At 53.6% G+C, this 24,843-nt stretch carries 19 protein-coding genes and 3 tRNA genes; 9 read left to right on the top strand and 13 right to left on the bottom strand.

Annotated features, from left to right (window positions below; translation table 11 throughout):
- Positions 1-49 precede the first annotated feature (49 nt).
- The 8 genes from hupB to WEB54_RS04050 all read right to left on the bottom strand — a co-directional run bounded on the left by hupB (position 50) and on the right by WEB54_RS04050 (position 7,159).
- Positions 50-322, bottom strand: a complete 273-nt coding sequence (gene hupB / locus WEB54_RS04085; RefSeq protein ID WP_028669965.1) for a nucleoid-associated protein HU-beta — start codon at positions 320-322, stop codon at positions 50-52.
- A 189-nt stretch (positions 323-511) separates the two neighbouring features.
- Complete coding sequence (lon, locus tag WEB54_RS04080; RefSeq protein ID WP_368053495.1) at positions 512-2,935, bottom strand: endopeptidase La; 2,424 nt, start codon at positions 2,933-2,935, stop codon at positions 512-514.
- 161 nt (positions 2,936-3,096) lie between these two features.
- Positions 3,097-4,383, bottom strand: a complete 1,287-nt coding sequence (gene clpX / locus WEB54_RS04075; RefSeq protein ID WP_368053493.1) for an ATP-dependent Clp protease ATP-binding subunit ClpX — start codon at positions 4,381-4,383, stop codon at positions 3,097-3,099.
- A gap of 146 nt (positions 4,384-4,529) precedes the next feature.
- Entirely contained in the window at positions 4,530-5,168 is a 639-nt protein-coding gene (gene clpP / locus WEB54_RS04070; RefSeq protein ID WP_368053491.1) for an ATP-dependent Clp endopeptidase proteolytic subunit ClpP, read from the bottom strand.
- Positions 5,169-5,273: 105 nt separating this feature from the next.
- Positions 5,274-6,584 (bottom strand): trigger factor, encoded by a 1,311-nt coding sequence (gene tig, locus WEB54_RS04065; RefSeq protein WP_368053489.1) that lies wholly within the window; start codon positions 6,582-6,584, stop codon positions 5,274-5,276.
- Positions 6,585-6,837: 253 nt separating this feature from the next.
- A tRNA-His gene (locus WEB54_RS04060) sits at positions 6,838-6,913 on the bottom strand.
- A 21-nt stretch (positions 6,914-6,934) separates the two neighbouring features.
- Positions 6,935-7,011, bottom strand: a tRNA-Arg gene (locus tag WEB54_RS04055).
- A 71-nt stretch (positions 7,012-7,082) separates the two neighbouring features.
- Positions 7,083-7,159: transfer RNA gene (locus WEB54_RS04050), tRNA-Pro, on the bottom strand.
- Between the two features lie 198 nt (positions 7,160-7,357).
- Here WEB54_RS04050 and folD point away from each other — a divergent pair.
- Genes folD through WEB54_RS04035 form a run of 3 tightly spaced genes read left to right on the top strand, consistent with a single transcriptional unit; the run spans position 7,358 to position 9,499 of the window.
- A complete protein-coding gene (folD, locus tag WEB54_RS04045; protein ID WP_368053487.1) occupies positions 7,358-8,224 on the top strand; it encodes a bifunctional methylenetetrahydrofolate dehydrogenase/methenyltetrahydrofolate cyclohydrolase FolD in 867 nt (288 codons plus the stop codon).
- A gap of 14 nt (positions 8,225-8,238) precedes the next feature.
- On the top strand, positions 8,239-8,736 hold the full coding sequence (locus WEB54_RS04040) for a peptidylprolyl isomerase (protein ID WP_368053485.1): 498 nt from the start codon (positions 8,239-8,241) through the stop codon (positions 8,734-8,736).
- Positions 8,737-8,740: 4 nt separating this feature from the next.
- On the top strand, positions 8,741-9,499 hold the full coding sequence (locus WEB54_RS04035) for a UDP-2,3-diacylglucosamine diphosphatase (RefSeq protein ID WP_368053483.1): 759 nt from the start codon (positions 8,741-8,743) through the stop codon (positions 9,497-9,499).
- A 72-nt stretch (positions 9,500-9,571) separates the two neighbouring features.
- Here WEB54_RS04035 and WEB54_RS04030 read toward each other — a convergent pair whose 3' ends face one another.
- Positions 9,572-10,168, bottom strand: a complete 597-nt coding sequence (locus WEB54_RS04030; protein WP_368053529.1) for a tRNA-(ms[2]io[6]A)-hydroxylase — start codon at positions 10,166-10,168, stop codon at positions 9,572-9,574.
- A gap of 248 nt (positions 10,169-10,416) precedes the next feature.
- Between WEB54_RS04030 and trmA the strand changes: the two genes are divergently transcribed.
- A complete protein-coding gene (gene trmA / locus WEB54_RS04025; protein WP_368053481.1) occupies positions 10,417-11,502 on the top strand; it encodes a tRNA (uridine(54)-C5)-methyltransferase TrmA in 1,086 nt (361 codons plus the stop codon).
- Positions 11,502-12,593: a class I SAM-dependent methyltransferase gene (locus WEB54_RS04020; RefSeq protein ID WP_368053479.1), complete on the top strand. Its 1,092-nt coding sequence runs from the start codon at positions 11,502-11,504 to the stop codon at positions 12,591-12,593. The genes trmA and WEB54_RS04020 overlap by 1 nt, the downstream gene beginning before the upstream one ends.
- 52 nt (positions 12,594-12,645) lie before the next feature.
- Here the strand turns inward: WEB54_RS04020 and rlmKL are convergent, their stop codons facing one another.
- Complete coding sequence (gene rlmKL, locus WEB54_RS04015; protein WP_368053477.1) at positions 12,646-14,796, bottom strand: bifunctional 23S rRNA (guanine(2069)-N(7))-methyltransferase RlmK/23S rRNA (guanine(2445)-N(2))-methyltransferase RlmL; 2,151 nt, start codon at positions 14,794-14,796, stop codon at positions 12,646-12,648.
- A gap of 295 nt (positions 14,797-15,091) precedes the next feature.
- On the opposite strand from rlmKL, the gene rmf reads away from it, so the two are divergent.
- Complete coding sequence (gene rmf, locus WEB54_RS04010) at positions 15,092-15,307, top strand: ribosome modulation factor (protein WP_368053475.1); 216 nt, start codon at positions 15,092-15,094, stop codon at positions 15,305-15,307.
- Between the two features lie 120 nt (positions 15,308-15,427).
- Here the strand turns inward: rmf and WEB54_RS04005 are convergent, their stop codons facing one another.
- The 3 genes from WEB54_RS04005 to WEB54_RS03995 form a co-directional block, all read right to left on the bottom strand.
- Positions 15,428-16,453, bottom strand: coding sequence for a quinone-dependent dihydroorotate dehydrogenase (locus WEB54_RS04005; protein WP_368053473.1), 1,026 nt, complete (start codon positions 16,451-16,453; stop codon positions 15,428-15,430).
- 104 nt (positions 16,454-16,557) lie between these two features.
- The gene (locus WEB54_RS04000; protein WP_368053471.1) at positions 16,558-16,710 is read right to left on the bottom strand and encodes a DUF2835 family protein; all 153 of its coding nucleotides are present in this window, start codon (positions 16,708-16,710) and stop codon (positions 16,558-16,560) included.
- A 121-nt stretch (positions 16,711-16,831) separates the two neighbouring features.
- On the bottom strand, positions 16,832-21,637 hold the full coding sequence (locus tag WEB54_RS03995) for an NAD-glutamate dehydrogenase (protein WP_368053469.1): 4,806 nt from the start codon (positions 21,635-21,637) through the stop codon (positions 16,832-16,834).
- 271 nt (positions 21,638-21,908) lie between these two features.
- Between WEB54_RS03995 and WEB54_RS03990 the strand changes: the two genes are divergently transcribed.
- The 3 genes from WEB54_RS03990 (at position 21,909) to WEB54_RS03980 (ending at position 24,806) form a co-directional block, all read left to right on the top strand.
- The gene (locus WEB54_RS03990; protein WP_368053467.1) at positions 21,909-22,142 is read left to right on the top strand and encodes a DUF2970 domain-containing protein; all 234 of its coding nucleotides are present in this window, start codon (positions 21,909-21,911) and stop codon (positions 22,140-22,142) included.
- 536 nt (positions 22,143-22,678) lie between these two features.
- Entirely contained in the window at positions 22,679-24,340 is a 1,662-nt protein-coding gene (locus WEB54_RS03985; RefSeq protein ID WP_368053465.1) for a nitrite/sulfite reductase, read from the top strand.
- A complete protein-coding gene (locus WEB54_RS03980; protein WP_368053463.1) occupies positions 24,324-24,806 on the top strand; it encodes a DUF934 domain-containing protein in 483 nt (160 codons plus the stop codon). Before WEB54_RS03985 ends, WEB54_RS03980 begins: the two co-directional genes overlap by 17 nt.
- Positions 24,807-24,843: the final 37 nt, after the last annotated feature.

Below are 24,843 nucleotides of genomic sequence, written 5' to 3'. Positions count from 1 at the left end.
CAAACCGGGTTCGAGGGAGGGCGTGTCGCCCTCGCCTGGAGCCCTTCGATCAGTTTACCGCGTCTTTCAGCGCTTTACCGGCTTTAAAGCTAGGCACCTTGGCCGCTTTGATTTCAATCGGCTGGCCAGTCTGAGGGTTACGACCGGTACGGGCCGCACGCTCTTTAACACCAAAGGTACCAAAACCAACCAGCACCACCTGATCACCGCTTTTCAGCGTGTCAGTAACAGAGTCAATCATTGCATCCAGTGCACGGCCAGCAGCCGCTTTTGGAATGTCAGCCGCAGCCGCTACAGCATCAATCAGTTCAGACTTGTTCACACTATTCCCCTTTAACTTCGTTGTGATGCAGTTTTATGTCCCTGGCAACGCCTGGATTTTCACCCGGGTATTGCGCTTACTAAAGCACCCTGCACCTGTTTTGTTATTTGTTTGTGCTTTTCAGCCCGTGCATTCGATTCATGTCGAACTCACTTTATACCAGCCTCAAAATTCCACTGTCAAGCGGTTCTAGTGAGTGCTGAGGCTAGATGATGTCTGGTTTTCAGAGCGAGTCTTAGCCATTTCCGCTTCCACCTGGGCATCGGTCAATGGCGTCGGATTTCGTTCCAAGGCTACATTTAACACATCATCTATCCATTCAACAGGACGAATATCCAGTTCTTTCTTGATATTATCCGGTATCTCCTTCAAATCCCGCACATTTTCCATAGGAATGATAACGGTTTTTATACCCCCACGGCGAGCGGCAAGCAGCTTTTCTTTCAGGCCGCCAATGGGTAATACCTGCCCTCGTAACGTGATTTCGCCGGTCATGGCAACGTCAGCCCGAACCGGAATCCGGGTCAATACTGAGACCAAAGCAGTAGCCATGCCAATACCTGCGGACGGTCCGTCCTTAGGTGTGGCCCCTTCAGGAACGTGTACGTGGATATCACAGCTCTCACTGAAGTTCGGCATAATGCCCAAACTTTGTGCCCGGCTGCGCACCACGGTCATGGCTGCCTGAATAGATTCTTTCATCACGTCACCCAGGGAACCGGTTTGTACAGTGCGGCCCTTGCCAGGCACCGAGGTCGCTTCCAGGTTCAATAACTCGCCACCAACCGAGGTCCAGGCCAGGCCGGTCACCATGCCGACCTGATTCTCTTTGTCAGCAAGCCCGAACTTGTATTTGCGTACACCGGAATACTCTTCCAGATTGTCGCCGTCAACGGTGGTGATTCTGGTTTCTTTCTCCAGCACATTGGCCATGACTACTTTGCGCGCTACCTTGGCAATTTCACGCTCCAGCCCCCGGACACCAGCTTCCCGGCTGTAATAGCGAATCAAATCAAAAATTGCTTCTGAAGTCAGGTTCAGTTCGTTCGGCTTTAAACCGTTGGCTTTCAATTGCTTCGGTAACAAATACTTCTCTGCAATGGCCACTTTTTCATCTTCGGTGTAGCCCGGTATACGAATGATCTCCATCCGATCCAGCAACGGTCCCGGAATATTCATCGAGTTGGCGGTACAGATGAACATCACATCCGACAGATCATAGTCTACTTCCAGGTAATGATCGTTGAAGGTGTGATTCTGTTCCGGATCCAAAATCTCAAGCAGTGCAGAGGCTGGATCACCACGATGATCCATGCCCATCTTGTCGATTTCATCAAGCAGGAAAAGCGGGTTTCGTACCCCTACCTTGCCCAGTTTCTGGACAACCTTACCGGGCATTGAGCCTATATAGGTGCGGCGATGGCCGCGCATTTCCGACTCATCCCGAACGCCACCCAGCGCCATGCGAACAAATTTCCGGTTTGTGGCACGCGCGATGGACTGACCCAGAGAGGTTTTACCTACCCCTGGCGGTCCAACCAGACACAATACAGGGCCTTTTACCTTTTTCACACGCTGCTGAACAGCCAGGTACTCAAGGATGCGCTTCTTGACTTCCTCAAGGCCGTAATGGTCTTCTTCCAGAACTTCCTGAGCGCGTTTCAGATCGTGTCGAACCCGCGATTTTTTTGACCAGGGGACGCTGATCATCCAATCCAGATAATTGCGTACCACTGACGATTCCGCCGACATGGGCGACATCATTTTCAGTTTGTTCAATTCTGCTTTGGCTTTATCCAACGCCTCTTTGGGCATGCCTGCATTGTCGATCTTACTGGCCAGCTCTTCAATTTCGTTGGGATTGCTTTCATCCAGGTCGCCCAACTCTTTTTGAATCGCCTTCATTTGTTCGTTCAGGTAATACTCGCGCTGGGATTTCTCCATTTGCTTTTTTACCCGACCACGAATGCGCTTTTCAACCTGCAGCAAGTCGATTTCGGTTTCCAGAACCGATAACAGATGCTCAATCCGGTCACGATCACCAGACAACTCCAGAACCTGCTGCTTTTCATCGATCTTCAGGGATAAATGCGCAGCAATGGTGTCGGCCAAACGACCGGGCTCCTCGATGCTGTTTAACGAGGTGATGACTTCGGACGGTACTTTCTTGCTCAGTTGAACGTACTTGTCAAACTGGGACATCAACAGACGTACCAGCGATTCACTTTCGCGATCACTGAGCTGACCGCCGGTCATCAGGGTGGCATAACCCTTGATATATTCTTCGTTCTCTTCCAGTTGATCAATTTTGACCCGATCAACGCCTTCAACCAGCACTTTTACCGTACCGTCGGGCAAACGCAATAACTGCAACACCGTCGCCAGAGTACCGACATGATATAAATCGCCTTGGTCGGGCTCATCGTCAGAGGCGTTACGCTGCGCTACAAGCAATATTTTCTTGCCGTCATCCATGGCGGCCTGCAAGGCCGCAATTGACTTCTCGCGACCCACAAACAACGGAATAACCATGTGCGGATAAACCACCACGTCTCTCAAAGGAAGCAGCGGTAATACTATGGGATCGCCTGCCGGGGAGTCAGAATGCTCCATGGGAACCTCGAAAACTGTTCAGATTTCACATGATAATGGCGTCTGGGCCCACCAAATCAAGAGCTTAGGGCAATAAAACTTTTGCCAATCCTGTTAGAACACCGGACCGGCGGAGCGCACCATACTGGAACGAAAAACGGGCCCTAAAGCCCGCTTTCAGATCAGTCGTGCTGACCACCAGCCGTTTTTTTGCTGTCCTGAGTTTCGTAGATCAGCAAAGGTTCGGATTCACCCCTGATGACGCTCTCTTCGATAACCACTTTCGATACCCCGGTTTCCGAGGGAATCTGATACATGGTGTCGAGCAGCACATTCTCCAGGATGGAGCGCAAACCACGGGCTCCGGTCTTACGCTCCATGGCTTTATGAGCAATGGCCTTGAGCGCGCTGATGCGAAAATCCAGTTCGACGCCTTCCATGTCGAACAGCTTCTGGTACTGCTTCACCAGAGAGTTTTTCGGCTCAGTCAGAATCTGGATCAGGGCGTCTTCATCAAGCTCAGTCAGGGTGGCGACCACCGGCAAACGACCGATAAACTCGGGAATCAGCCCATATTTAACCAGATCTTCCGGTTCCACATCGGCAATCGTTTCACCCAGGTTCCGCTTTTCATCTTTGGTCTTCATGGTGGCACTGAATCCAATGCCACCCTTTTCAGACCGATTGCGAATGACTTTTTCCAGACCGGCGAAGGCACCGCCACAAATAAACAGGATATTGCCGGTATCGACCTGTAAAAATTCCTGCTGAGGGTGCTTGCGCCCGCCCTGAGGCGGTACTGAAGCGACAGTACCCTCAATCAGCTTCAACAGCGCCTGCTGAACACCCTCACCCGACACATCCCGGGTAATGGATGGATTGTCGGATTTGCGTGAGATCTTGTCGATTTCATCAATGTAAACAATTCCCCGCTGAGCCTTGTCGACATCGTAGTCACACTTCTGCAACAGTTTTTGGATGATGTTCTCGACATCCTCACCCACATAACCAGCCTCGGTCAGGGTGGTCGCATCGGCAATGGTGAACGGTACGTTCAACATCCGCGCCAGCGTCTCGGCTAACAGGGTTTTACCGCTGCCGGTAGGGCCAATCAGTAAGATATTGGATTTACTCAGCTCAACGTCGTCGTTGTGCTCACCGTACTGCAGGCGTTTGTAGTGATTATAAACGGCAACGGAAAGCACCATTTTGGCGCGTGACTGGCCAATGACGTATTCGTCCAGCGTTTCACGAATTTCAGCGGGAGTCGGCAGTTTACTGCTTTCGTGCTTCGGACCATTGTCCTGCAGCTCTTCGCGGATGATGTCGTTACACAGATCGACACACTCATCGCAAATGAACACCGAAGGCCCGGCTATCAGCTTACGGACTTCATGCTGGCTCTTTCCGCAGAAAGAGCAATACAGCAACTTACCGTCTTCGCCTTTTCCGGTTCTATCGTCGGCCATTCAACTACTCCATTGGTAACGGATGCTCGATTAAAGATGAAACCACAGCTCCGATATTGCAAGTTTTTTCAGGAAAACCACTGTGGTTGTTTGGTAACCGTGATCAACCGATTGATTTCAAAGGTATTTTAGCGATTTCTTCACACTCAGCCAGTATTCCGGCTCTGCATGACTTTATCGACCAACCCGTAGGCGACCGCGTCTTCCGCTTTCATAAAGTTATCGCGGTCGGTGTCTTTCTCGACAACGTCGAGCGGCTGACCGGTATGATACGCCATGATGTCGTTCAAACGGTGTTTCATTTCCAGAATTTCACGCGCATGAATTTCAATGTCCGACGCCTGGCCCTGGAATCCGCCCAACGGCTGGTGAATCATCATTCTCGAATTGGGCAGACAAAAGCGCTTGCCTTTGGCGCCTGCCGTCAATAACAGCGCGCCCATGCTCGCCGCCTGACCAATGCACATGGTGCTAACATCGGGCTTGATAAACTGCATGGTGTCGTAAATAGCCATGCCAGCGGTGACCGAGCCACCCGGTGAATTAATGTAGAGGGAAATGTCTTTATCCGGGTTTTCGCTTTCCAGAAACAACAGCTGAGCGACAATCAGATTGGCCATGTGGTCTTCGACCTGGCCGACCAGAAAGATGACGTTCTCTTTCAGCAGTCGCGAATAGATATCGTAAGACCGCTCACCCCGAGCCGACTGCTCAACGACCATAGGCACCAGACCGCTGGCATTCATAATATCGGGCGCGGACCCGTTGGCATCAAACTTTGACATTGATTCGACTCCTGGTATTCAAAAAACAAAAAAGTTGGCACCCCCAAGGAAGCGCCAACTCTCATTGCTGCCTCATGCTGCCGACATCAGAGCCGGCACCAGCATTCAGCCTTGTGCCGCCTTGTTCTTAACAGCGTCCTGGTAACTTACGGTGGATTCGTTCACCTTGGATTTACTCAGGATATAGTCGATTGCTGCGTTTTCAACAACCACAGCGCGAACTTGATTCAAAAGTTCGCGATTGCTGTAGTAATAATCGACTACCTGCTGAGGCTCCTGATAGACAGAAGCCTGATCTTCAATGTAGGCGCGCACTTCTGCGTCGTCGGCTTTCAGTTCGCCACTGTTGATCACTTCATTCATCAGCAAACCGACCTTTACCCGGCGCTCAGCCTGGTCCTGGAACAGTTCTTTGGGCAGGCTGGACGGGTCCATCTGGGCACCGCCACCGAACTGCTGCACGGCTTGCTGCTGCAAGCGTCCAATCTCGTCGTCAACCAGGGCTGATGGTACGTCCAGGTTATTGTCTTCGACCAGCTTCTCGATTACATCGTTTTTCAGCTTGGCCTGAAGGGCACTACGGGCTTCGCGTTCCATGTTCTGGCGCACTTCGATCTTAAAGCTTTCCAGGTCGGTACCTTTGCTGCCGAAGGCTTCAAAAAAGGCTTCGTCGAGTTCGGGCAACTCTGCTTCGGCTACTTCGTTCAAGGTAATATCAAATACAGCGGCTTTACCAGCCAGCTCTTTGTTACCGTATTCTTCAGGAAAGGTTACGTCGACCGCTTTGGTCTCACCGGCTTTCATGCCAGCAATGCCGTCTTCAAAGCCCGGAATCATGGACTTGGAGCCCAGAACCAGGGTTTGATTTTCAGCACTGCCGCCGTCGAACGTTCCGCCATCTACTTTACCGACAAAATCAATTTTGACCTGGTCGGTATCGGCGGCTGCGCGGTCGACAACCTTGTATTCGGCGCGCTGCTTACGCAGGTTGGCCAGCATGTCTTCAATGTCGGCGTCAGCAATTTCAGCCGATTGCTTGTCGAACTCGTAGCCGTCGAATTCAGCCAGTTTCACTTCCGGAAATACTTCAAAGGTGGCCACAAACTCAACGTCCTGACCCGCTTTATCCTGGGTGAATTCGATGCTCGGAGATCCGGCAGGCGTCAGCTTCTCTTCGGTCAGGGCTCTGGCGTAGTTGTTCTGCACTACTTCCTGCAATACTTCAGCGCGAATACCATCGCCAAAACGCTGTTTGACGACTGACACAGGGACTTTACCCGGACGGAAACCGTCGATGCGTACGCGGCGAGCTGTTTGCTTCAGCTTTTCACTAACCGCATTATCCACTTCACTGGCGGGGACACCCACCTTCAGACGGCGTTCCAGACCGGTAGTCGCTTCGACAGACACTTGCATGAGGCTTCCTCTTGCTCTTAATAAGGTAATGACCGGTAAAAAGCCCGATCTATGCATTAGGTTTAATCAGGGGCGGTTAATGTAGGGGTGATGAGGGTACTATTCAAGCCCAGTCAACGGTATCCGGCCCGCCCGGCTGACATTTCTTGATTCAACCAATGGTTGATATTCGTCGGGCGCCTTGGTGCCTCACCCGATTTTTTTCGCGCACATACAAAAAAAGCCGGAGACCGGCCTTTTCTGAAATAATAAGTGGGGTGGACGATGGGACTCGAACCCACGACGACTGGAATCACAATCCAGGGCTCTACCAACTGAGCTACGCCCACCACAAATCATCGTTACGAGACTGGTACGCCCGGCAGGACTTGAACCTGCAACCACTCGCTTAGAAGGCGAGGGCTCTATCCGGTTGAGCTACGGGCGCGTAATCCCAAAAGGCCACGCTACCAGAGCGGCGAAACCGCCTGCCCACCGAGACGACACCTTACTAATTAATGGTCGGAGCAGAGGGATTCGAACCCCCGACCCTCTGGTCCCAAACCAGATGCGCTACCAGGCTGCGCTATGCTCCGATCAGTACGTCTCGTCAACGTGGGGCGCATATTACTGACGGGCTGGGGTGCCGTCAAACACTTTTTTAAAAAAATTCAGGAAAAACAAGACGATAGCCCCATTTCCAGGCTATTCGGTCAAACCTTGAACTGAGTGTGTTTCCTTGCCCGACCCAGACGGGCATGCGAAAATCCGCAAAACTTCCAAGGAACCTCTCCATGCCCGCAAAAATACTGGACGGTAAGGCGACGGCGAGCCGCGTGCGTGCTCGCGTGGCCGAAGAAGTCACCGCCCTTACCAGCCAGGGAATTCGACCGCCTGGCCTGGCTGTTATTCTGGTTGGCGAAGACCCGGCATCCGAAGTCTATGTAGGCAGCAAACGTCGTGCCTGTGACGAAGTAGGCTTCAAGTCGGTCAGCTACGATTTACCAACCTCTACAAAAGAGGCCCAGCTTCTGGCGTTGATCGACGATCTTAATGACGATGCATCCATTGACGGGATACTGGTGCAGTTGCCACTGCCCGAGCATATGAATGCAGACACGGTCGTGGAGCGTATTCGTCCGGATAAAGACGTTGATGGCTTTCACCCTTACAACGCTGGCCGCCTGGTACAGCGCCGACCCATGCTGGCCAGTTGCACGCCTAAAGGCATCATGACGCTACTGCATGAAACCGGGGTCGATTTGCGTGGCAAGGAGGCACTTGTTGTTGGTGCATCAAACCACGTTGGCCGCCCCATGGTACTGGAGTTACTGTTGGCCGGATGCACGACAACCTGTGCCCATCGGTTTACGGTCGACCTTGAAAAACATGTACGCCGGGCCGACATTTTGGTGGCGGCCGTTGGCCGGCCAGGCCTGATCAAGGGCGACTGGATCAAAGAAGGCGCCATCGTGATCGATGTGGGCATTAACCGAACAGAGGACGGCAAACTGACCGGTGATGTGGACTATAAACTGGCGTCGGAAAAAGCCGCCTGGATTACACCAGTACCCGGCGGTGTCGGCCCGATGACCGTAGCCACACTGATGGAAAACACATTAATAGCAACCAAGCGGTTGCACCTTAATCTCACGCAATAACCCGAGGACAGCCTGTGAACGTATTGCTAACGACCAACCTGGGTGACATCACCCTGACCCTGAACACTGAAAAAGCGCCCAACACCAGCGCCAACTTCGCCGAGTATGTCAATGCGGGCTTTTTCGATGGCCTGATCTTCCATCGGGTGATCAACGGCTTTATGGTCCAGGGAGGTGGTTTTGAACCCGGCATGAAACAACGCTCCACCCGTGCACCCATCGACAATGAAGCCAATAATGGCTTGAAGAACACTGTGGGCACCATTGCCATGGCCCGCACCGCGGATCCGCATTCAGCCACGGCCCAGTTCTTCATCAACATTGCCGATAACAGCTTTCTGGATTTCAAATCCGAGAGCTCCGATGGCTGGGGTTACGCGGTTTTCGGTGAGGTCACTGACGGCATGGACGTGGTTAACCGGATCAAAGCCGTGCCAACCACCTTCAAAGCAGGCCACCAGGACGTTCCAACCGAAGACGTCATCATCGAAAAAGCCGTTATTCTGGATTGATTCGATGATTCACCACCGCCGTGCGGTCCTGATTTCGGATCTGCACCTGAGCGAGTCACGCCCGGACCTGGTCCGGGCGTTTTATGCTTTTCTGGACGAAGTCGCCAGCCAGCAGGAAGCCCTGTTCATTCTCGGGGATTTCTTCGAGTACTGGGTTGGTGACGATGCCAGCACTCCCCTGCACGACGACATAGCCGATAGACTGCACCGCCTGAGTAAAACCACCGCGGTCTATCTAATGGTCGGCAACCGCGATTTCGCTCTTGGGCAGCACTACACCAAACGCTGCAACGCCACCCTGCTGCCCGACCCTACGCCAGTTCAGCTTGGCAACAGCACCTGGCTGCTTAGCCATGGGGATCGTCTCTGTATCGATGACCGGGGCTATCAGCGTTATCGCGCCATTATTCAATCACCCCTGATGCTGGGCATCCTGCGCCGCCTGCGTCTGGCCTGGCGGCTCAAGCTGGCCGAGCGCCTGCGTAAGGCCAGTAAAAACCGCAACAAAACAGAGACACCCCGCTACATCGATGTGAATCAGAAAGCCGTTAGGCGAGCTCTAAGAGGCACCCAACATGCAGGTCTGATTCATGGCCATACCCACATGGCAGACTGGCATACGATAGCAGCCGATGAAGAGCCAACCCGGGAACGACTGGTGATGGGGGATTGGGATGAAATGGGCTGGTATCTGCAATTCGAACAGAACGTAAAAACGCTCAACCGGTTCAGTATTACTCAGCTAAAGTTCGGGCAAAGCTGACGTTAACGACGACCAGTGGTTGATGCTACGGCACTTTACAGTCCACCGCGCCGAGAGAGGGTACAATGGTTCCTAGCCCGGCACACCACTATGAAAACGGAAAGTATCGTCTGGCAATTCGATCAGGCTGGCTTCCAATTCCCTGAAAGCGGCAATCCGATCTGTGATATCCGTCTCGGAATACTGCCGTGCCAGCGTCAAGTAATCTTGATAGTGCCGGGCTTCGCTTTTCAGCAATGAAAAATAGAACCGGCCCAGCACCTCATCACCCCGGCTGAACAATTCAGACACCAACGCTGCAAATCGTTCGCACGACCGTGCTTCAACGAAAGCGCCCAGGATCAGCCGGTCCACCAGTTTTTCTGGTTCGCTCTTGCGAATAATCTCGTGCAAAGCACCCGCGTAACGACCTGCCGTCAGATGGGTGTACTGAATTCCTCGGTCATCCATCAGCTTCAGTACCTGGTCGAAATGAACCAGCTCCTCACGAGCCAACTTACTCATTTTGGACAGTAGTTCCCGGCGATCGACGTATTTGTACATCATCGAAATGGCTGCGGAAGCGGCTTTTTTCTCGCACTGGGCATGGTCGATCAGTAATACAGTCAGGTTATCCAGCGCCGCGTACACCCAAGACTGAGGCGTGCGGTTACCGAGAAAGGCCGGGATATCCCCTAAAACCTGCTGTGGGTCGGAGGCCTTAGTGGCCGGTGCGGGGCGAGAAGCTTCTTGGGTCACGCAAACTCCAGTATTTTATAGTGAGCGTCGGGTTAACAAGCCCGATTGAGGGCCGGGATTATACTGATTCACTGTCTACTCGACTACGAAGAAAGACCATCATTGAAGATAACGGTATAAATTGGTTTGAGGGTTAGGAATAACTAAAATGACGACCCAAATCCTGAACTGGACTGTACATGCCCTTCCCCTTCGCCCCCGAACACTACGAAACGCAACTGGCCGAGAAAGTTGAGCGCCTGAAAACGCTGTTTGCCGGTATCGAGCTGCCCGAGCCCGAGGTGTTTCGGTCTGAGCCGAGCCATTACCGCATGCGGGCCGAGTTTAAGTTCTGGCACGATGGGGACGATTCCTGGTACGCCATGTTTGACCCGGCCGACCCCAAAGTACCGGTGCGGGTTGACCAGTTCCCGGTCGCCAGCGAACTGCTAAACCGCCTGATGACAGAGGTTCGCGCCAGTGTGCACCAGGACCCTGCGTTGCGCGAACGACTGTTTCAGATCGAGTTCATCACCACCCAGCAAGGCGATGCGCTGATCACCCTGATCTACCACAAGACCTTGGATGACGCCTGGGAAGCTCGCGGCCGTTACTGGCAGGAACAATGGGGGTTCCCGGTCATCGGCCGGGCCCGGAAACAGCGTCTGGTGCTGTCTCGGGATTATGTAAACGAAACCCTGACCATTCAGGGGAAGGATTATTATTTCCGTCAATATGAAAACTCGTTCACCCAACCTAATGCTGGCGTCTGTGAACAGATGGTCGGCTGGGCACAGCAGCACACCCGCGGCTGTGAGGGCGACTTACTGGAGCTGTATTGTGGCAATGGTAACTTCTCGATTCCATTGGCAGCCAATTTCAAACGAGCCTTGGGTACGGAGATCTCAAGGGTCTCTGTGCAAAGTGCCCAACACAACATTGAGGCCAACGGCATCGACAACCTGACCATCGCCCGGATGTCGAGTGAAGACTTTGCCAACGCCTGGTTGGGACGAACTGAATCTCGCCGGCTGCGTGAATGGACCGTATCGGACTACGATTTCAAAACCCTGCTGGTAGACCCGCCCCGCGCGGGGCTCGATGAAGACACCCTGGCACTGGCCCGGCACTTCGAGCGCATTGTCTACGTTTCCTGCAACCCCGAAACGTTGGCCGAGAATGTACGCGCACTGGGTTCAGATTACCGCATAGACGCGGCAGCGGTGTTTGATCAGTTCCCCTATACGCACCATATGGAAGCTGGCCTGGTCCTGGTCAGAACCTGATGATTAGCGATCTGACCAAACTGACGCTGAACCGGGTACCGCCAGCACCGTCCCTTCAGGCCTTCAACGCTGCCGATGAGCTGGCGTTGCAGCGTCTGCAGCAGTACAGCAATGCAGAAGGCCCCTGGTTACTGGTCAACGATGCCTTTGGCGCGCTGGCGACCGCGTTATCTGTGAAGAACCTGGACTGGTGGAACGACAGCGCCATGGGCCGGGAAGCTCTGGACCATAACCTTGCAGCCCACAAGGCGGCAGCACCGCGCATCATCGAGTCTCCCACTGAACTGAGAGATCAATACCGTCTGGTTATCCTCCAGGCGCCCAAGTCACTGACCCTCTTCGAGTGGCAACTTAGCGAGATAGGCAAGCGATTGACACCCGATGGGCAATGCTGGGTCTTGGGCATGGTCAAACACCTGAGCCGTGGCCACCAGGGTGTTATGCAGCAATATTTCAGCAGCGTTGACCCTGGTTTGGCGGTTAAGAAAGCACGGTGTGTCACGCTTGCGGACCCGGTACCAAAGCAGGCGCCCATATCAGCACAGGAATACAGCATTGATGGCCTGACACTGGTGGCGCTGCCCGGTTGCTTCAGCGAAGCCAAACCAGACCCCGGTGCCCTAGCCTTTTTGGCGGAATTCGATCAGCTACCAAGTGTCGATCGTCTGGTGGATCTGGGATGTGGTAATGGCGTACTGGCCCTGAGCTATCTGCGACGTCACCCCACAAGTCAGGCGATCCTGATCGACGAAAGCCTTCAGGCCACGGCCTCTGCGGCAGCCAGCGCTGAACGCAACGGGTACCCGGTGCAGATTCATCATGCCAACGGCCTTACCCGGCTCGGGTTATCGGCAATACCGCTGATACTGTGCAACCCGCCGTTTCACCAAAGCACAACGCTGACCACAGACATCGCCCATAGTCTGTTCAAACAGGCCGCGTCTGCCTTGTCTGCAGAGGGCGAATTCTGGGTCGTCGGCAACCGTCATCTCAATTACCACAAGACGCTGAAACGCTGGTTCACCCGGGTCACCGCTGTGAGCCAGCATCCGAAATTCGTTGTATTCCGGTGTACTGTGCCCAAGCCCTGAGCGCCCTGCTCTGCCAAATCAGCCATTACTAGCCGGACTTGTGAGAGCGTTTTTAACCCTTGTGATGAAAATGCCAGCACTGGTGTGGTCGTGACCGCTTGTAATCGAAGGGGATCGACACCTGAGTCACGTCTTTAACGTCAAACGATTCCTGCAGTTCGGGGGCAAGCTTGAATTTGCGGAAATTGTTGGAAAAGATCAGCACCCCGTCTTTGGCCAACACGCCCATGGCCGACCGGATCAGACTCACATGGTCTCGCTGGATATCCAGCGTGTCGGTCATTCGCGCTGAATTACTGAACGTCGGCGGATCCATGAAAATTAGATCGAACTCCTCACGGCTCTCGTTTATCCAGGTTATGCAATCGGCCTGAATAAACCGATGGTGGCCCGAGACCTGGCCGCCATTGTGACGAAGATTGTCTTTTGCCCAGTTTATATAGGTACGTGACAGGTCAACGCTGGTGGTGCTGACGGCGCCGCCGACAATGGCATGAGCAGTCGCCGCGCCGGTATAGCAGAACAAATTCAGGAAGCGCTTGCCTTGCGCGTGTTGCTGAATCCACAGCCGCGTCGGCCGATGATCCAGAAACACCCCTGTATCGAGATAGTCACGCAGGTTGATCTGCAAATTCACGCCATGCTCGGCAATGGTAAAGACGTCACCGGCGCTGTCTTTGCGCTCATATTGCTGGTTACCGCGCTGACGCTGACGCTGCTTGAGCACGGTTCGCTCAGCCGGGACGCCCGTGACCTCGCCCAACACAGCCAGAGCATGCATCAGCCGTTGCCGGGCTTTCTCTTCCGGAATTTCCTTGGGTGGTGCGTATTCCTGAACATGCAGACTGTCGCCATAGCAATCGATGGCGATCGCAAATTCCGGCAAGTCTGCATCGTACAGGCGATAAGCCTCAATATTTTCCTTTTTCAGCCATTTCTGCCTCAATTTCATGTTTTTTAACAGACGATTGCGCAAAGCGTCGTCCTGTGCGATTTGCTGACTGGGGTGATGCGCGGTGCGTTCCCCTACGGGAAACACATACAGATGCGTTTCAATCGGGCCATTAAAAAAGCGCAGTTTCTCGGCGGCACGCAATCCGGTTTCCCGGGCCAAGACGGTATCGGAGGTCAGTAGCGCTACCGTCCAGTCTGCCAATTCTGACTGGGCAATACTCCCCAACCGATGATACAGAGCCAGCAACTCGGGTTTATTACCCAACCGCTCACCATAAGGCGGGTTGGTTACCACCAGGCCCGGCTTAAGCGTTAAATGAGTCGGTCGCGACCAGTCGGCCAATGGTTTGTGATAACACCGGGTCTGACGACTAAGGCCCAGCCGCTCCAGGGTTTCATTGGCACGAGCCACCACCCCGCCATCGGCATCATAGCCAAGCACCGGGACCATGGCTTCCTCGCCTTCCTGGCGCCTGGCGCGCGCGTCTGCCAGCAAGCCGTTCCATGCCTCCCGGTCATGCCCGAGCCAACCTTCAAAGCCAAAGCGTGGGCGCAGCAACCCCGGAGCGAAATCGGCTGCGATCATGGCAGCCTCGATCACCACGGTACCGGAGCCACACAGCGGATCAATAAAGCTTTCACCGGCACGAGCCCGCTCGGGCCAGCCAGCGGCCAGCAACAAGGCCGCCGCCAGGTTTTCCTTCAGCGGAGCTGGCCCGGTGGCTCGGCGATAGCCCCGGCGGTGCAGCGAATCACCCGACAAATCCAGCGCCAGATCAATTCGTTTGCGTCCGATCAACACCACCACGCTGATGTCCGGTGCATCTCGGTCGACATCCGGGCGCACCCCGTGGCGCTCGCGCATCTGGTCGACAATGAAGTCTTTAACCTTCTGCCCGCCGTACCGGGAGTCGTCGATGCCCGGTAAATGCCCCTGAAAATCAACTTTGAGGGTGCCCGAGGGCCGTACGTGCTGATCCCAGTCGATGCTGTCTACCAGCTGTTTCAGTCCATCCATGCTCATGTCATCGGACTGCCCCAATGGCAGATATATCCGGTTGGCCAGACGGCTCCACAAGCAAAGGCGATACGCCTCAATCAGGGATGCATCCAGCGCCATACCCCGAGCCCAGTCGCGCGGGACAACACCGGTTATGTCGGTAATTTCCCGCTTCAACAAGCCATGAAAACCATTCGGGCAGGTGATCCAGATTTCGTTGTGAGGCGTTTGAACAGCGTCTGAAAGCATGGTTAGACAATATCTCTATAAAAAACCAAAAAGAACTGCCGAGAGTTTATTAAAACCCACGAACAGGGTTAGGTGGCTCACCTTACAGCTCCCATTCCAGAGCAGTGTTGCGATTACAACCACCATTTTATGACATTGAGCACTTAAAACGAGTCTCTTTAGACTGATTTGATCATCGACACCGATGGCCAATTTTCGATACAACAGTACCAGAAGGACATTAGCAAAGAGAGCTTCACTGCGCTCGGCTCGGATAGCCGGGTTTAATCCCATGGACTGAAAGAGAGGTCTATTTATGAAGCGACAAAAACGTGACCCGCTAGGACGTGCTTATCAAAAAGGCTACATGGCTGGTCTTGAGGGTAGATCCAAAAGTTTATGTCCCGAAGGCAAACCCGAGGTCCATCAGGAGTGGATGAACGGGTGGCGTGAAGGACGATCCGACCAGTGGGACGGTTTCACAGGCGTACGCGGTATACACCGTATCAACGAAGTACTGATGCCCCACTGACCCTATTCATCCAGTAACACTACCCTTGACTCAAAAGCCGGCCACTTTGCCGGCTTTTTTGTAAATGTATCCCCCTACCCCTTCATCATATACTGGGCTATTCGTCTCGCTTCCACCTTGTTAACCGTCATCCCCCAGATACAGAGAAGCTTTCACACAATCCCGTATCAGGCCTGGCCCCTGGTAGATAAACCCACTGTATATCTGAATGAGATCAGCCCCGGCTGCCCACTTTTGGCGGGCATCCTGTGCTGAACAGATACCTCCAACGCCGATGATAGGCATCGTCGCGGGCAAGGTTTCGCGTAACTGGAACAAGACCTCGGTAGATGCCTTAAGCAAGGGCGCGCCACTCAACCCGCCACTTTCTTCTGCAAAGCGGTGACCCGAGACGGCATCGCGGGACAAGGTAGTGTTGGTTGCCACGACACCATCGACCTCAAATTCTACCAAAGCCTGGGCTACGCTGTGTACTTCAGCCGCATCCATATCCGGAGCGATTTTAATGAGCAGAGGTTTAAAACCATACTCAGCCGTCAAACGTTGCTGACGCTCTTTCAAACCAGCCAGAAGCCGGTTCAGTGCATCACCGAATTGCAGGTTACGCAGTCCCGGCGTGTTGGGTGACGATACGTTCACCACAACGTAATGCGCATGGGGGTATACTTTATCGAGGCAGGTCAGGTAATCGGCCAGGGCCTCGTCTTCCGGGGTGTCTTTGTTCTTGCCGATGTTGATGCCAATAACACCGCTGTAGTGGCTGCGTTTTACCCGCTCCACTAAATAGTCGACACCCTTGTTGTTAAACCCCATCCGGTTAATGATGGCCTGATGTTCGGGCAACCGGAACATCCGTGGCTGTGGGTTACCAGGTTGCGGGCGAGGCGTTACCGTGCCCACTTCAACAAACCCGAAGCCCAACGTTCCCAGCGCATCCAGATAGTCGGCGTTTTTGTCGAGCCCCGCGGCCAACCCCACCGGGTTTTCAAACTCGATCCCCCACAGGCTTTTTCGACGTCCTTCCGGGGTTTTACTGAATGCCCCCAACACTCCCAGACGCTGCAAAGCCCCCAGACTGTCCAGACTGAAGTCATGAGACGTTTCCGGACTGAGGGTGAATAATGCACGGCGAATCAGGTTATACATGGGGGCGCTCCATTTCAGACGGCGCGCAGTATAGCACCCGCCCGGTGCAGACTTAAGAGGGGGTTCAGGCGATGCGCTGTACTGACACCAGTTTGTTGGCGTCGTCACAATCGATGCGGAAGCAGCCGGCCGTCGCGGGCTTCGCACACCACCTGGGATACCTGCCCTTTGTAATGACGCAGATAGTCATCTGCAGAAATGTACAAATCCACAATCAGGTGCTGCGCTATGCAGAATGGATCTCCGGGGCGAGACATTAGTGGAGGGTCATTGGACTCAGATGATGCGGACTTTCGAAGCGCACACAAGACGAATGAACGCAAAAAGGCTCCCGAAGGAGCCTAATATCGTAAAGCCATCAGCTTATCTATGACTGCATTACAGCTCGGGCATGGTGGCCTGAGAAAGATCCAGCAATTCCCGAATCGCGACGCTGTACATGCTAAATTCAGGTTCACTGACCGCGCGAATTTCACTCATCATGCGTAACCAGCGCTCAACCAGAATGGCATTGCGTTCGAGCCATTCGGAGACCATAGGTTCCAGCTCACTGCCCTTTTCCATCTGAGCGAACAAACCCTGGGTAATGCGGCGCTGTTGCCATTCCAGATCGTCCCGGAAAGATTCCCGGGCCATGGCTTGCCAGTGGGTATTAACACTGAGGCTGTTGACCTGATCGGCAAAATTGTCCAGCTCCAGAGCGTCTCCTACGCGGAAATAGCCCTGGGCCACCTGCATAGGATCCCGTTCTTGCGTTTGCGCTACCGCAATGACACCGAGGGCCGTGTACAGAATCTCACTGGCACAAACACGCCTTGCCAGCTCCGCCGGAATACCCTGAGCTTCAAGTTCGCTGGCTTCCTTTAGCCAATTGTCCTTTTGCTCTTCAGGCAGAAGGGTTTCCAATGCGTCAACCATCTTTCCGACCTGATCTTGGTACAGGCTAATAACGCTGCTGATGTCGATGCCGGTGCGGTAGTTCTTGACCAACCAGCGGCTTGCCCGACGCACCATCCTTGCGGTGCGCAACATCAACTGACTTTGCAGATCCGAGGGTACCTGATGATCCAGCGCCTCGATCTGATCCCACAGGTCGTGCAAACCGAAAATATCACGCGCTGCAACATAGGCTTTGGCGGCTTCAACAGGAGAAGCACCGGTGCTTTCCTGAAGCCGGTTGAAGTAAGCGATACCCATGTAGTTAAAGATATCGTTGGCGACCTGGGTCGCCACAATTTCTGACTTCAACCGGTGCTGACGCATCGGCACTCCAAACTGCTTGCGCATTCTTTCTGGAAAGACGGTCGCAACCGCGTCTTCCAAATACGCATCTTCGGCGACATTTGCACGGATAAGTTGCTCTTTCAGATCGCCCTTAACGTAGGAAATCAACACCGACAGTTCAGGCCGGGTTAGGCCGAGCCCCCGCGCTTTCCGATCGGTAATTTCGTCATCCGACGGCAAAAACTCCAGGGTACGGTTTAGTTTGCCGGCAGTTTCCATTGAGTTGATCAGGCGACGGTATTCCTCCACCCGTCGGCTAGATTCTGTAAAAGCCAGGCCGAGTGCCTGCGTTTGACGGTAGTTATTGTGCAGCACCAGTCGGGACACATCTTCAGTTTGCTTGAACAACCAGTCGTTCCGTTGCTTAACGGTCAGGTCTCCATTGGCGACCTGATCATCCAACAATATCTTCATGTTAACTTCGTGGTCAGAGCAGTCTACGCCGCCGGCATTGTCGATAAAGTCGGTGAAGCAACGGCCACCGTTCAAGTTAAATTCAACCCGTCCTAACTGGCTAAAGCCCAGGTTGCCGCCCTCGCCGATGACTTTGCATTGCAATTCATTGCCATTAACCCGCAAGCCGTCGTTGGCTTTGTCACCGATATCGGTGTGGTTTTCATGGCTGGCTTTAACATAGGTGCCAATGCCGCCATTCCACAACAGATCCACCGGTGCCTTCAGCATGGCGCTGATCAGATCGTTGGGCGATATTTTCGACTTGGTGATACCAAACACCGCTTTCATTTCTTTCGAAACAGGAATCGACTTCGAAGTACGACTGAAAATACCGCCGCCCTTTGAAATCAGCGACGCATTGTAGTCTTCCCAGCTGGAACGAGGCAGGTCGAACAACCGTTGACGTTCGGCAAAGCTTGCCGCCGCATCGGGCTCCGGATCGACAAAGATGTGCAGGTGGTTAAATGCACCCACCAATTTCAGCGTTTCCGAACGCAACAAGCCATTTCCAAACACATCACCGGCCATGTCACCGATGCCGACCACGGTAATCGGGTCTTTTTGCACATCCAGCCCCAACTCCCGGAAATGGCGCTGCACACTGACCCAGGCACCCCGTGCTGTAATGCCCATTTTCTTGTGGTCGTAACCGTTACTGCCACCCGAGGCAAATGCATCACCCAGCCAAAAATCGTATTCGGCGGCGACCGCATTGGCGATATCAGAAAATGTTGCGGTACCTTTATCGGCCGCAACGACCAGGTAAGGGTCGTCTTCATCGTAGCGAACCACGTTCTCAGGTACGACCAGCTCTCCCTCTTTCAGGTTATCGGTCACGTCCAACAAAGCGCGAATAAAAGTCTTGTAACAGGCAATGCCTTCACGCATAAAAGCTTCACGATCTCCATCAACCGGCAACTGCTTGGCAACGAAACCGCCTTTGGCGCCTACCGGAACAATGACGGCATTCTTGACCTGCTGGGCCTTGACCAGACCGAGCACTTCGGTGCGGAAATCCTCAATCCGGTCCGACCAGCGCAGTCCACCACGGGCGACCTTGCCGCCGCGCAAGTGCACACCTTCGACTCGTGGCGAGTAGACGAAGATCTCGAACATCGGCTTGGGCAAGGGAATACCGCTGATTTTAGCAGGGTTCAGTTTGAAGCTGATGTAATCCTTGCGGCGGCCGGTTTCCTCTTCCTGATAGAAGTTAGTGCGTAGCGTTGCCTTCATCAACTCCACATAGCGACGCATGATGCGGTCTTCGTTGATGTTGTTAACGCCTTCCAGCGACTGTTCTATGCCTTGCAGCCATTTGTCGACTTGCGACTTTCCTTTCTGCTTGGCCGGACTGAACCGTGCCGAAAATAACTCGGCCAGCATATCGGTGATGTCGGTGTATTTGATCAGGGTGTCTGCGATGTATTCTTGCGACAGACCAAAACGCAACTGCTTCATGTAATGCGCATAAGCGCGCAACATCGCCACTTCGCGCCAGGTTAACCGGGCACGCAAGATCAGCTGGTTGTAGGCATCATTCTCGGCCCGACCGTTCCAGATGTTGATGAAGGCCCGGGAAAATTCATCGCGATATTTCGCCGGGTCCAATTCCGGATCGGGCTCATAGAGCAGTGAAAAGTCGTAGATCCAGGTGCAATTGTCTTCCCCGTAATTGATTTCGTAGGGGTACTCGTCGATGACCTTGAGCCCCAGGTTTTCCAGGACCGGAATCAGGTCGGACAACAGTAAAGCCGAGCCCTTCTTGAATATCTTCAGTTTCAGCTCGCTGCCGGTGGGTTCCATCGACCGGTAGAAGCTGAGTGTGATCGGGTCGGCATTGGTTGCGTTCAGCGACTCCATGCGCTGAATATCGGCTACGGCAACACGGGCGCTGTATTGCTCGCGATAGCTGGCGGGAAAAGCCTCCACATAACGCTGATGGAAGCGCATGCCCTTTTCTTCACCGAAGGATTCAACCAACGCCTGTTGCAACTCATCGGTCCAGCGCCGTGCTATCTGAACAATGCGTTTTTCCAACAGCTCTGTCGGCAGTTCTTCATCAATTGGATGAGTCAGTTTGAATACGAAGCGGGTACGCGCCAGTACAGACTCGCTAAAAAACGTAGTGAAGTCGGAGCCTTCCACATCGAACTGATCGACCAGCAGGTCGTGCACCTGTTGCCGCAACTGGGAATGAAAGATGTCACGCGGCATATAGATAATGGCATTCAGGAATTTGCCATAGATGTCTTTGCGCAGCAGTAAACGGATGCGCTTGCGCTCCTGAATGGCCAGCACGTCGAGCGTCATGCTCAGCAAGGTATCCACCGAGGCCTGAATCAATTCATCCCGTGGGAAGGTAAACAGTATTGAAGCCAGTTCCTTGTAATTGTGCCCGCCTTCGGCAAAGCCGCTTTTTTCCAGCACCAGCTCGATTTTGCGGCGTACTACCGGAATATTGCCGGGCGCCTCGTTGTAAACTGTGGAAGTATAAAGCCCCAGAAAACGGCGGCCGCCGACGACTTCACCTTTGTCGTTAAAATGCTTGACCAGTACATAGTCTGAATAAGCCGGGCGGTGAACGCTTGCACGATGTCCCGACTTGGAAAATATCAGCAATTCTTTCTCGAATACATGTGAGCGCCGGTGCTCGGACATGCCAGCGATGGTTTCATCGCGGCGTTTCTGGGTTTTCTTGAACAACCCCAGCGCACTGCCTTCAACCTGCTTGACTGTATCACCCTCGACGACGTATTCGTCGTAGGCCAAAAAAGTGAAATGGTTATTGGCCAGCCATTTCATGAACACCTTACCTTCATCCAGCTCGGAGGCGTCTATCGGGTATTGCAGTGTGTTAAAATCGGCAATGGCGTCTTCGGTTTTCTTCAAGATATTCGGGTAATCTTCGACCACACGTTCCACATCCTTGACCACAGAGCGGATCTCGGATTCTATGTGGTCTCGCTCACTGGCGATGGTGGTACGGTCTACCTCGATCAGCAACAGTAATTCCTGCTCGCCCTTACCCGAAAACCCCTCAAACTGGCCGTCCTTCTTGCGTGAAACCGCCAGGCTGGCATGAAATATCGTGTGAATATTGGCGCCCAGCCGATTCAGGGTGAGGCGAACCGAATCGATGATGAAAGGCAAATCCGAATGCAGGATGGAGACAATGGTATGAGGCGACTGCCATTCATGCTCTTCGACATTCGGGTTGAAAACGTTTACCAGGCCATGTTTTGCCTTTCCGCCCTGCAGCGTACGCCACATGGATACCACCAGACCGGACAGGTCGGTCAATTCATAGGAAAGCAAATCTTGCATTGACGCATGCTTGAACAGGGCGTTGATCAGCGTCTTTAAATTGTCACTGTGCTCTTTCGGAAAGTGAGGCTGCAGGCGGGTATGCAGGCTATCGAGTAGCTCACTTCTCTGATGAGACATGGTTTGCGTCATTGTTGGCCTCTGAATTTCTTTTTATGTCCGGCAATGTCAGACATTGCTCACTGTTGATTTGCAGGTAGTATGGAGCGTGTTGTTTTGGTGTTAATGATCCGGGTATAGGCTTGATACTAGTTGAACCGGGTGTATTCTCTAGTAAACGCTCCCCCCTTTCACCCTGCCGGAGAATGAATTCCGGGGCTTTGTCGCATTCAGGGATGCAGGGTCGCATTTATGAAATCTATTTGATAATAACGAGGTGAGAGACTGTATCATGTCTGGTAAGACAGGTTCGACCGTCGATGACACTGAAAAGCGTCCGGCGAAACCCAGGGTGACCAAGTTACTGATCAGCCTGCTGGCAGGGCTGGTGGGTGTCCAAAGTGACAAGAATCGAATAAGCGATTTTTCATCGGGCAGTATTTGGCCATTCATTATCGGTGGCATCCTGTTCACCGTGTTATTCGTATTCAGCCTAATTGGCCTGGTGCATCTGCTGGCGCCCTAAAAATTGCTACTACCGCAGTCAAAAAGGCCCGTTTCAGGGCCTCTTTAATGTTACTTTTATCCGTTAGCCATGCGATCAGGTAGCCGTTGCTACCCAGTAAACCGCTGCAACTACAACCGTCGTAACAATGATGACAGCCGCAATGGCGTCTGCTTGCGCATCTGTCATGCCGGATTTTTTGGTTGTTGCCATGATGAGATCCCCGTTTTGTTCTTTTTGTGAGCAATTGTGTGGTGTGGCAGCATCCTACCTGCGGCTTGCCGGAGCCGACTCGTTCCGTGTAGTGATCGCGATTGCCCAATAAAATTGTGTTCCACTTCGGCCAGATTCAGCTCAACCGGAAGGAACTCAACGACGACTGACAATCGCCTCAGTACCGAGTCGTATTTACGCCCGACATTTAATCGTCTATTGAGCACAGGTTCAAGTCATGACATATAACGGTATGGTATAAAATTATGAAATATAAATTGTTTATGGAATAAGAGACTTTCTTTATAGTGTCAGCCAACACCCTCATTGGATAGGCGGACTGCATGTACTTGTACGATTCGTTCGATCAGACAGTGGTCGATGAACGCGTTGCCCAGTTTAGAGAGCAAACTGAGCGCTACCTCGACGGCAAAATTGCCGATGACGAGTTTCTGCCGCTGCGCCTGCAAAACGGCCTCTATATCCAACGCCACGCTCCCATGCTGCGCATCGCCATCCCCTACGGCTTGCTGTCGTCTCGTCAGCTCTATCGCCTGGCTGACCTGACCGAGCAGTATGACAAGGGCTATGCCCACTTCACCACGCGCCAGAACGTCCAGTTTAACTGGCCAGCGCTGGAAGACGTGCCTGACATCCTGGCGGGTCTGGCCGAGGTTCAAATGCACGCCATTCAAACGTCAGGCAACTGCATTCGCAATACCACAACCGACCAGTTTGCCGGTGTTGTCCACGACGAAATTGCCGATCCGCGCCCCTGGTGCGAACTGATTCGTCAATGGTCGACCCTGCATCCTGAATTCGCCTTCCTGCCACGCAAATTCAAGATTGCGGTCAACGCCAGTCCGAATTCCGACCGCGCTGCCGTGCGCTTTCACGATATAGGCCTTGAACTGGTTCTTAACGAAGCCGGTGAAATGGGCTTTCGCGTCTTTGTCGGCGGTGGGCTCGGCCGTACGCCCCTGGTTGGGCAAAACGTCCGAGATTTCCTGCCCACCAAGCACCTGCTGACCTATCTCGATGCAATTTTACGGGTATACAACCTGAACGGTCGCCGTGACAACAAATTCAAGGCGCGGATCAAGATTCTGGTCAAAGCACTTGGCGTAGATGCCTTCCGGGATCGGGTTGAAGCCGAATGGGCGCACCTGAAAGATGGCCCGGGCACCCTGATTAACACTGAAATCGAACGCGTCGCCAAGCACTTTGTTGATCCGGACTATGCTGCACTGAGTGAGGCAGACGCCCTGCTGACTGAACAGAAAGCAGCCCACCCCGGCTTCGGCCGCTGGCTGGAACGCAACGTCACCCGGCACAAAAAACCGGGCTATGCAGCGGTCACCCTATCGTTGAAGAAGGTGGGCTATGCGCCAGGCGACTGCACCTCTGGCCAGATGCGTGCTGCGGCACAGCTGGCCGATGGGTTTTCACTGGGCGGTTTGCGCGTCAGCCACGAACAGAACCTGATTCTCGCCGACGTACGTCAGAATCAATTGTTCGACCTCTGGGAAGCGGCCAAACAGCACGGCTTTGCCACCCCAACCATAGGTACTCTGACCGACGTGATCTGCTGCCCGGGCGGCGATTATTGCGCCCTGGCCAACGCCAAGTCGATTCCCATTGCCGAGGCTATTCAAGCCCAGTTCGATGACCTGGATTACCTGTTTGATCTGGGCGACATAGATCTGAACATTTCCGGCTGCATGAACGCCTGTGGCCACCACCACATCGGTAACATCGGCATTCTGGGCGTGGACAAGAAAGGCGAAGAGTTCTATCAGGTATCGCTTGGCGGCGATTCGGGTCTAAACGCCCGGGTTGGCAAAATCCTCGGCCCTTCCTTTAAAGCCGATGAAGTACCAGCCGTGGTCGATAAGGTGATCCAGGTATATGTTGACCATCGTCGCCCGGACGAAGCGTTCATCGATACGGTTGACCGAGTCGGTATCGAGCCTTTCAAGGAGCGTGTTTATGCAAAATCTCATTAAAGGCGGCCAACGCCAGGACGACCTTTGGACGCTGGTTGAAGAAGACGCCCCCATTCCGGTCACAGGCCCGATCATTCTGCCACTGGCGCTTTACCGGGCGCAGAAATCCGAATGGGATGCCGCAGACCGCGATATTGGTGTCTGGCTGAACGATGAACAAATGGCCGAAGATGTCACCGACAGCCTTGATGACCTGGCCCTGATCGCGCTGCGCTTCCCCAAGTTTGCCGATGGCCGGGGTTTCTCCAAGGCCCGTCTCTTACGTGAGCGTTACCGCTACCAGGGCGAGATTCGCGCCATTGGCGATTTCCTGCCCGACCAGATGTTCTATATGGGTCGCTGTGGTATCGATACTTTTGCATGCCGAACCGAAGAAGAGGCTGCGACCGCCCTGGCGCTGCAGGCTCCCTTCAGCGTGCGTTATCAAAGTGGTACCGACAGCACACCGCTGTTCGAGCGCCGCTAAGGCAATACTCCATCCCCAAATTGGCCCTCTTTTGGAG

The organism is Saccharospirillum sp. (genome assembly GCF_040881935.1).
GTDB lineage: Bacteria > Pseudomonadota > Gammaproteobacteria > Pseudomonadales > Natronospirillaceae > Saccharospirillum.
This window is presented reverse-complemented; position numbering and strand designations above follow the sequence as displayed.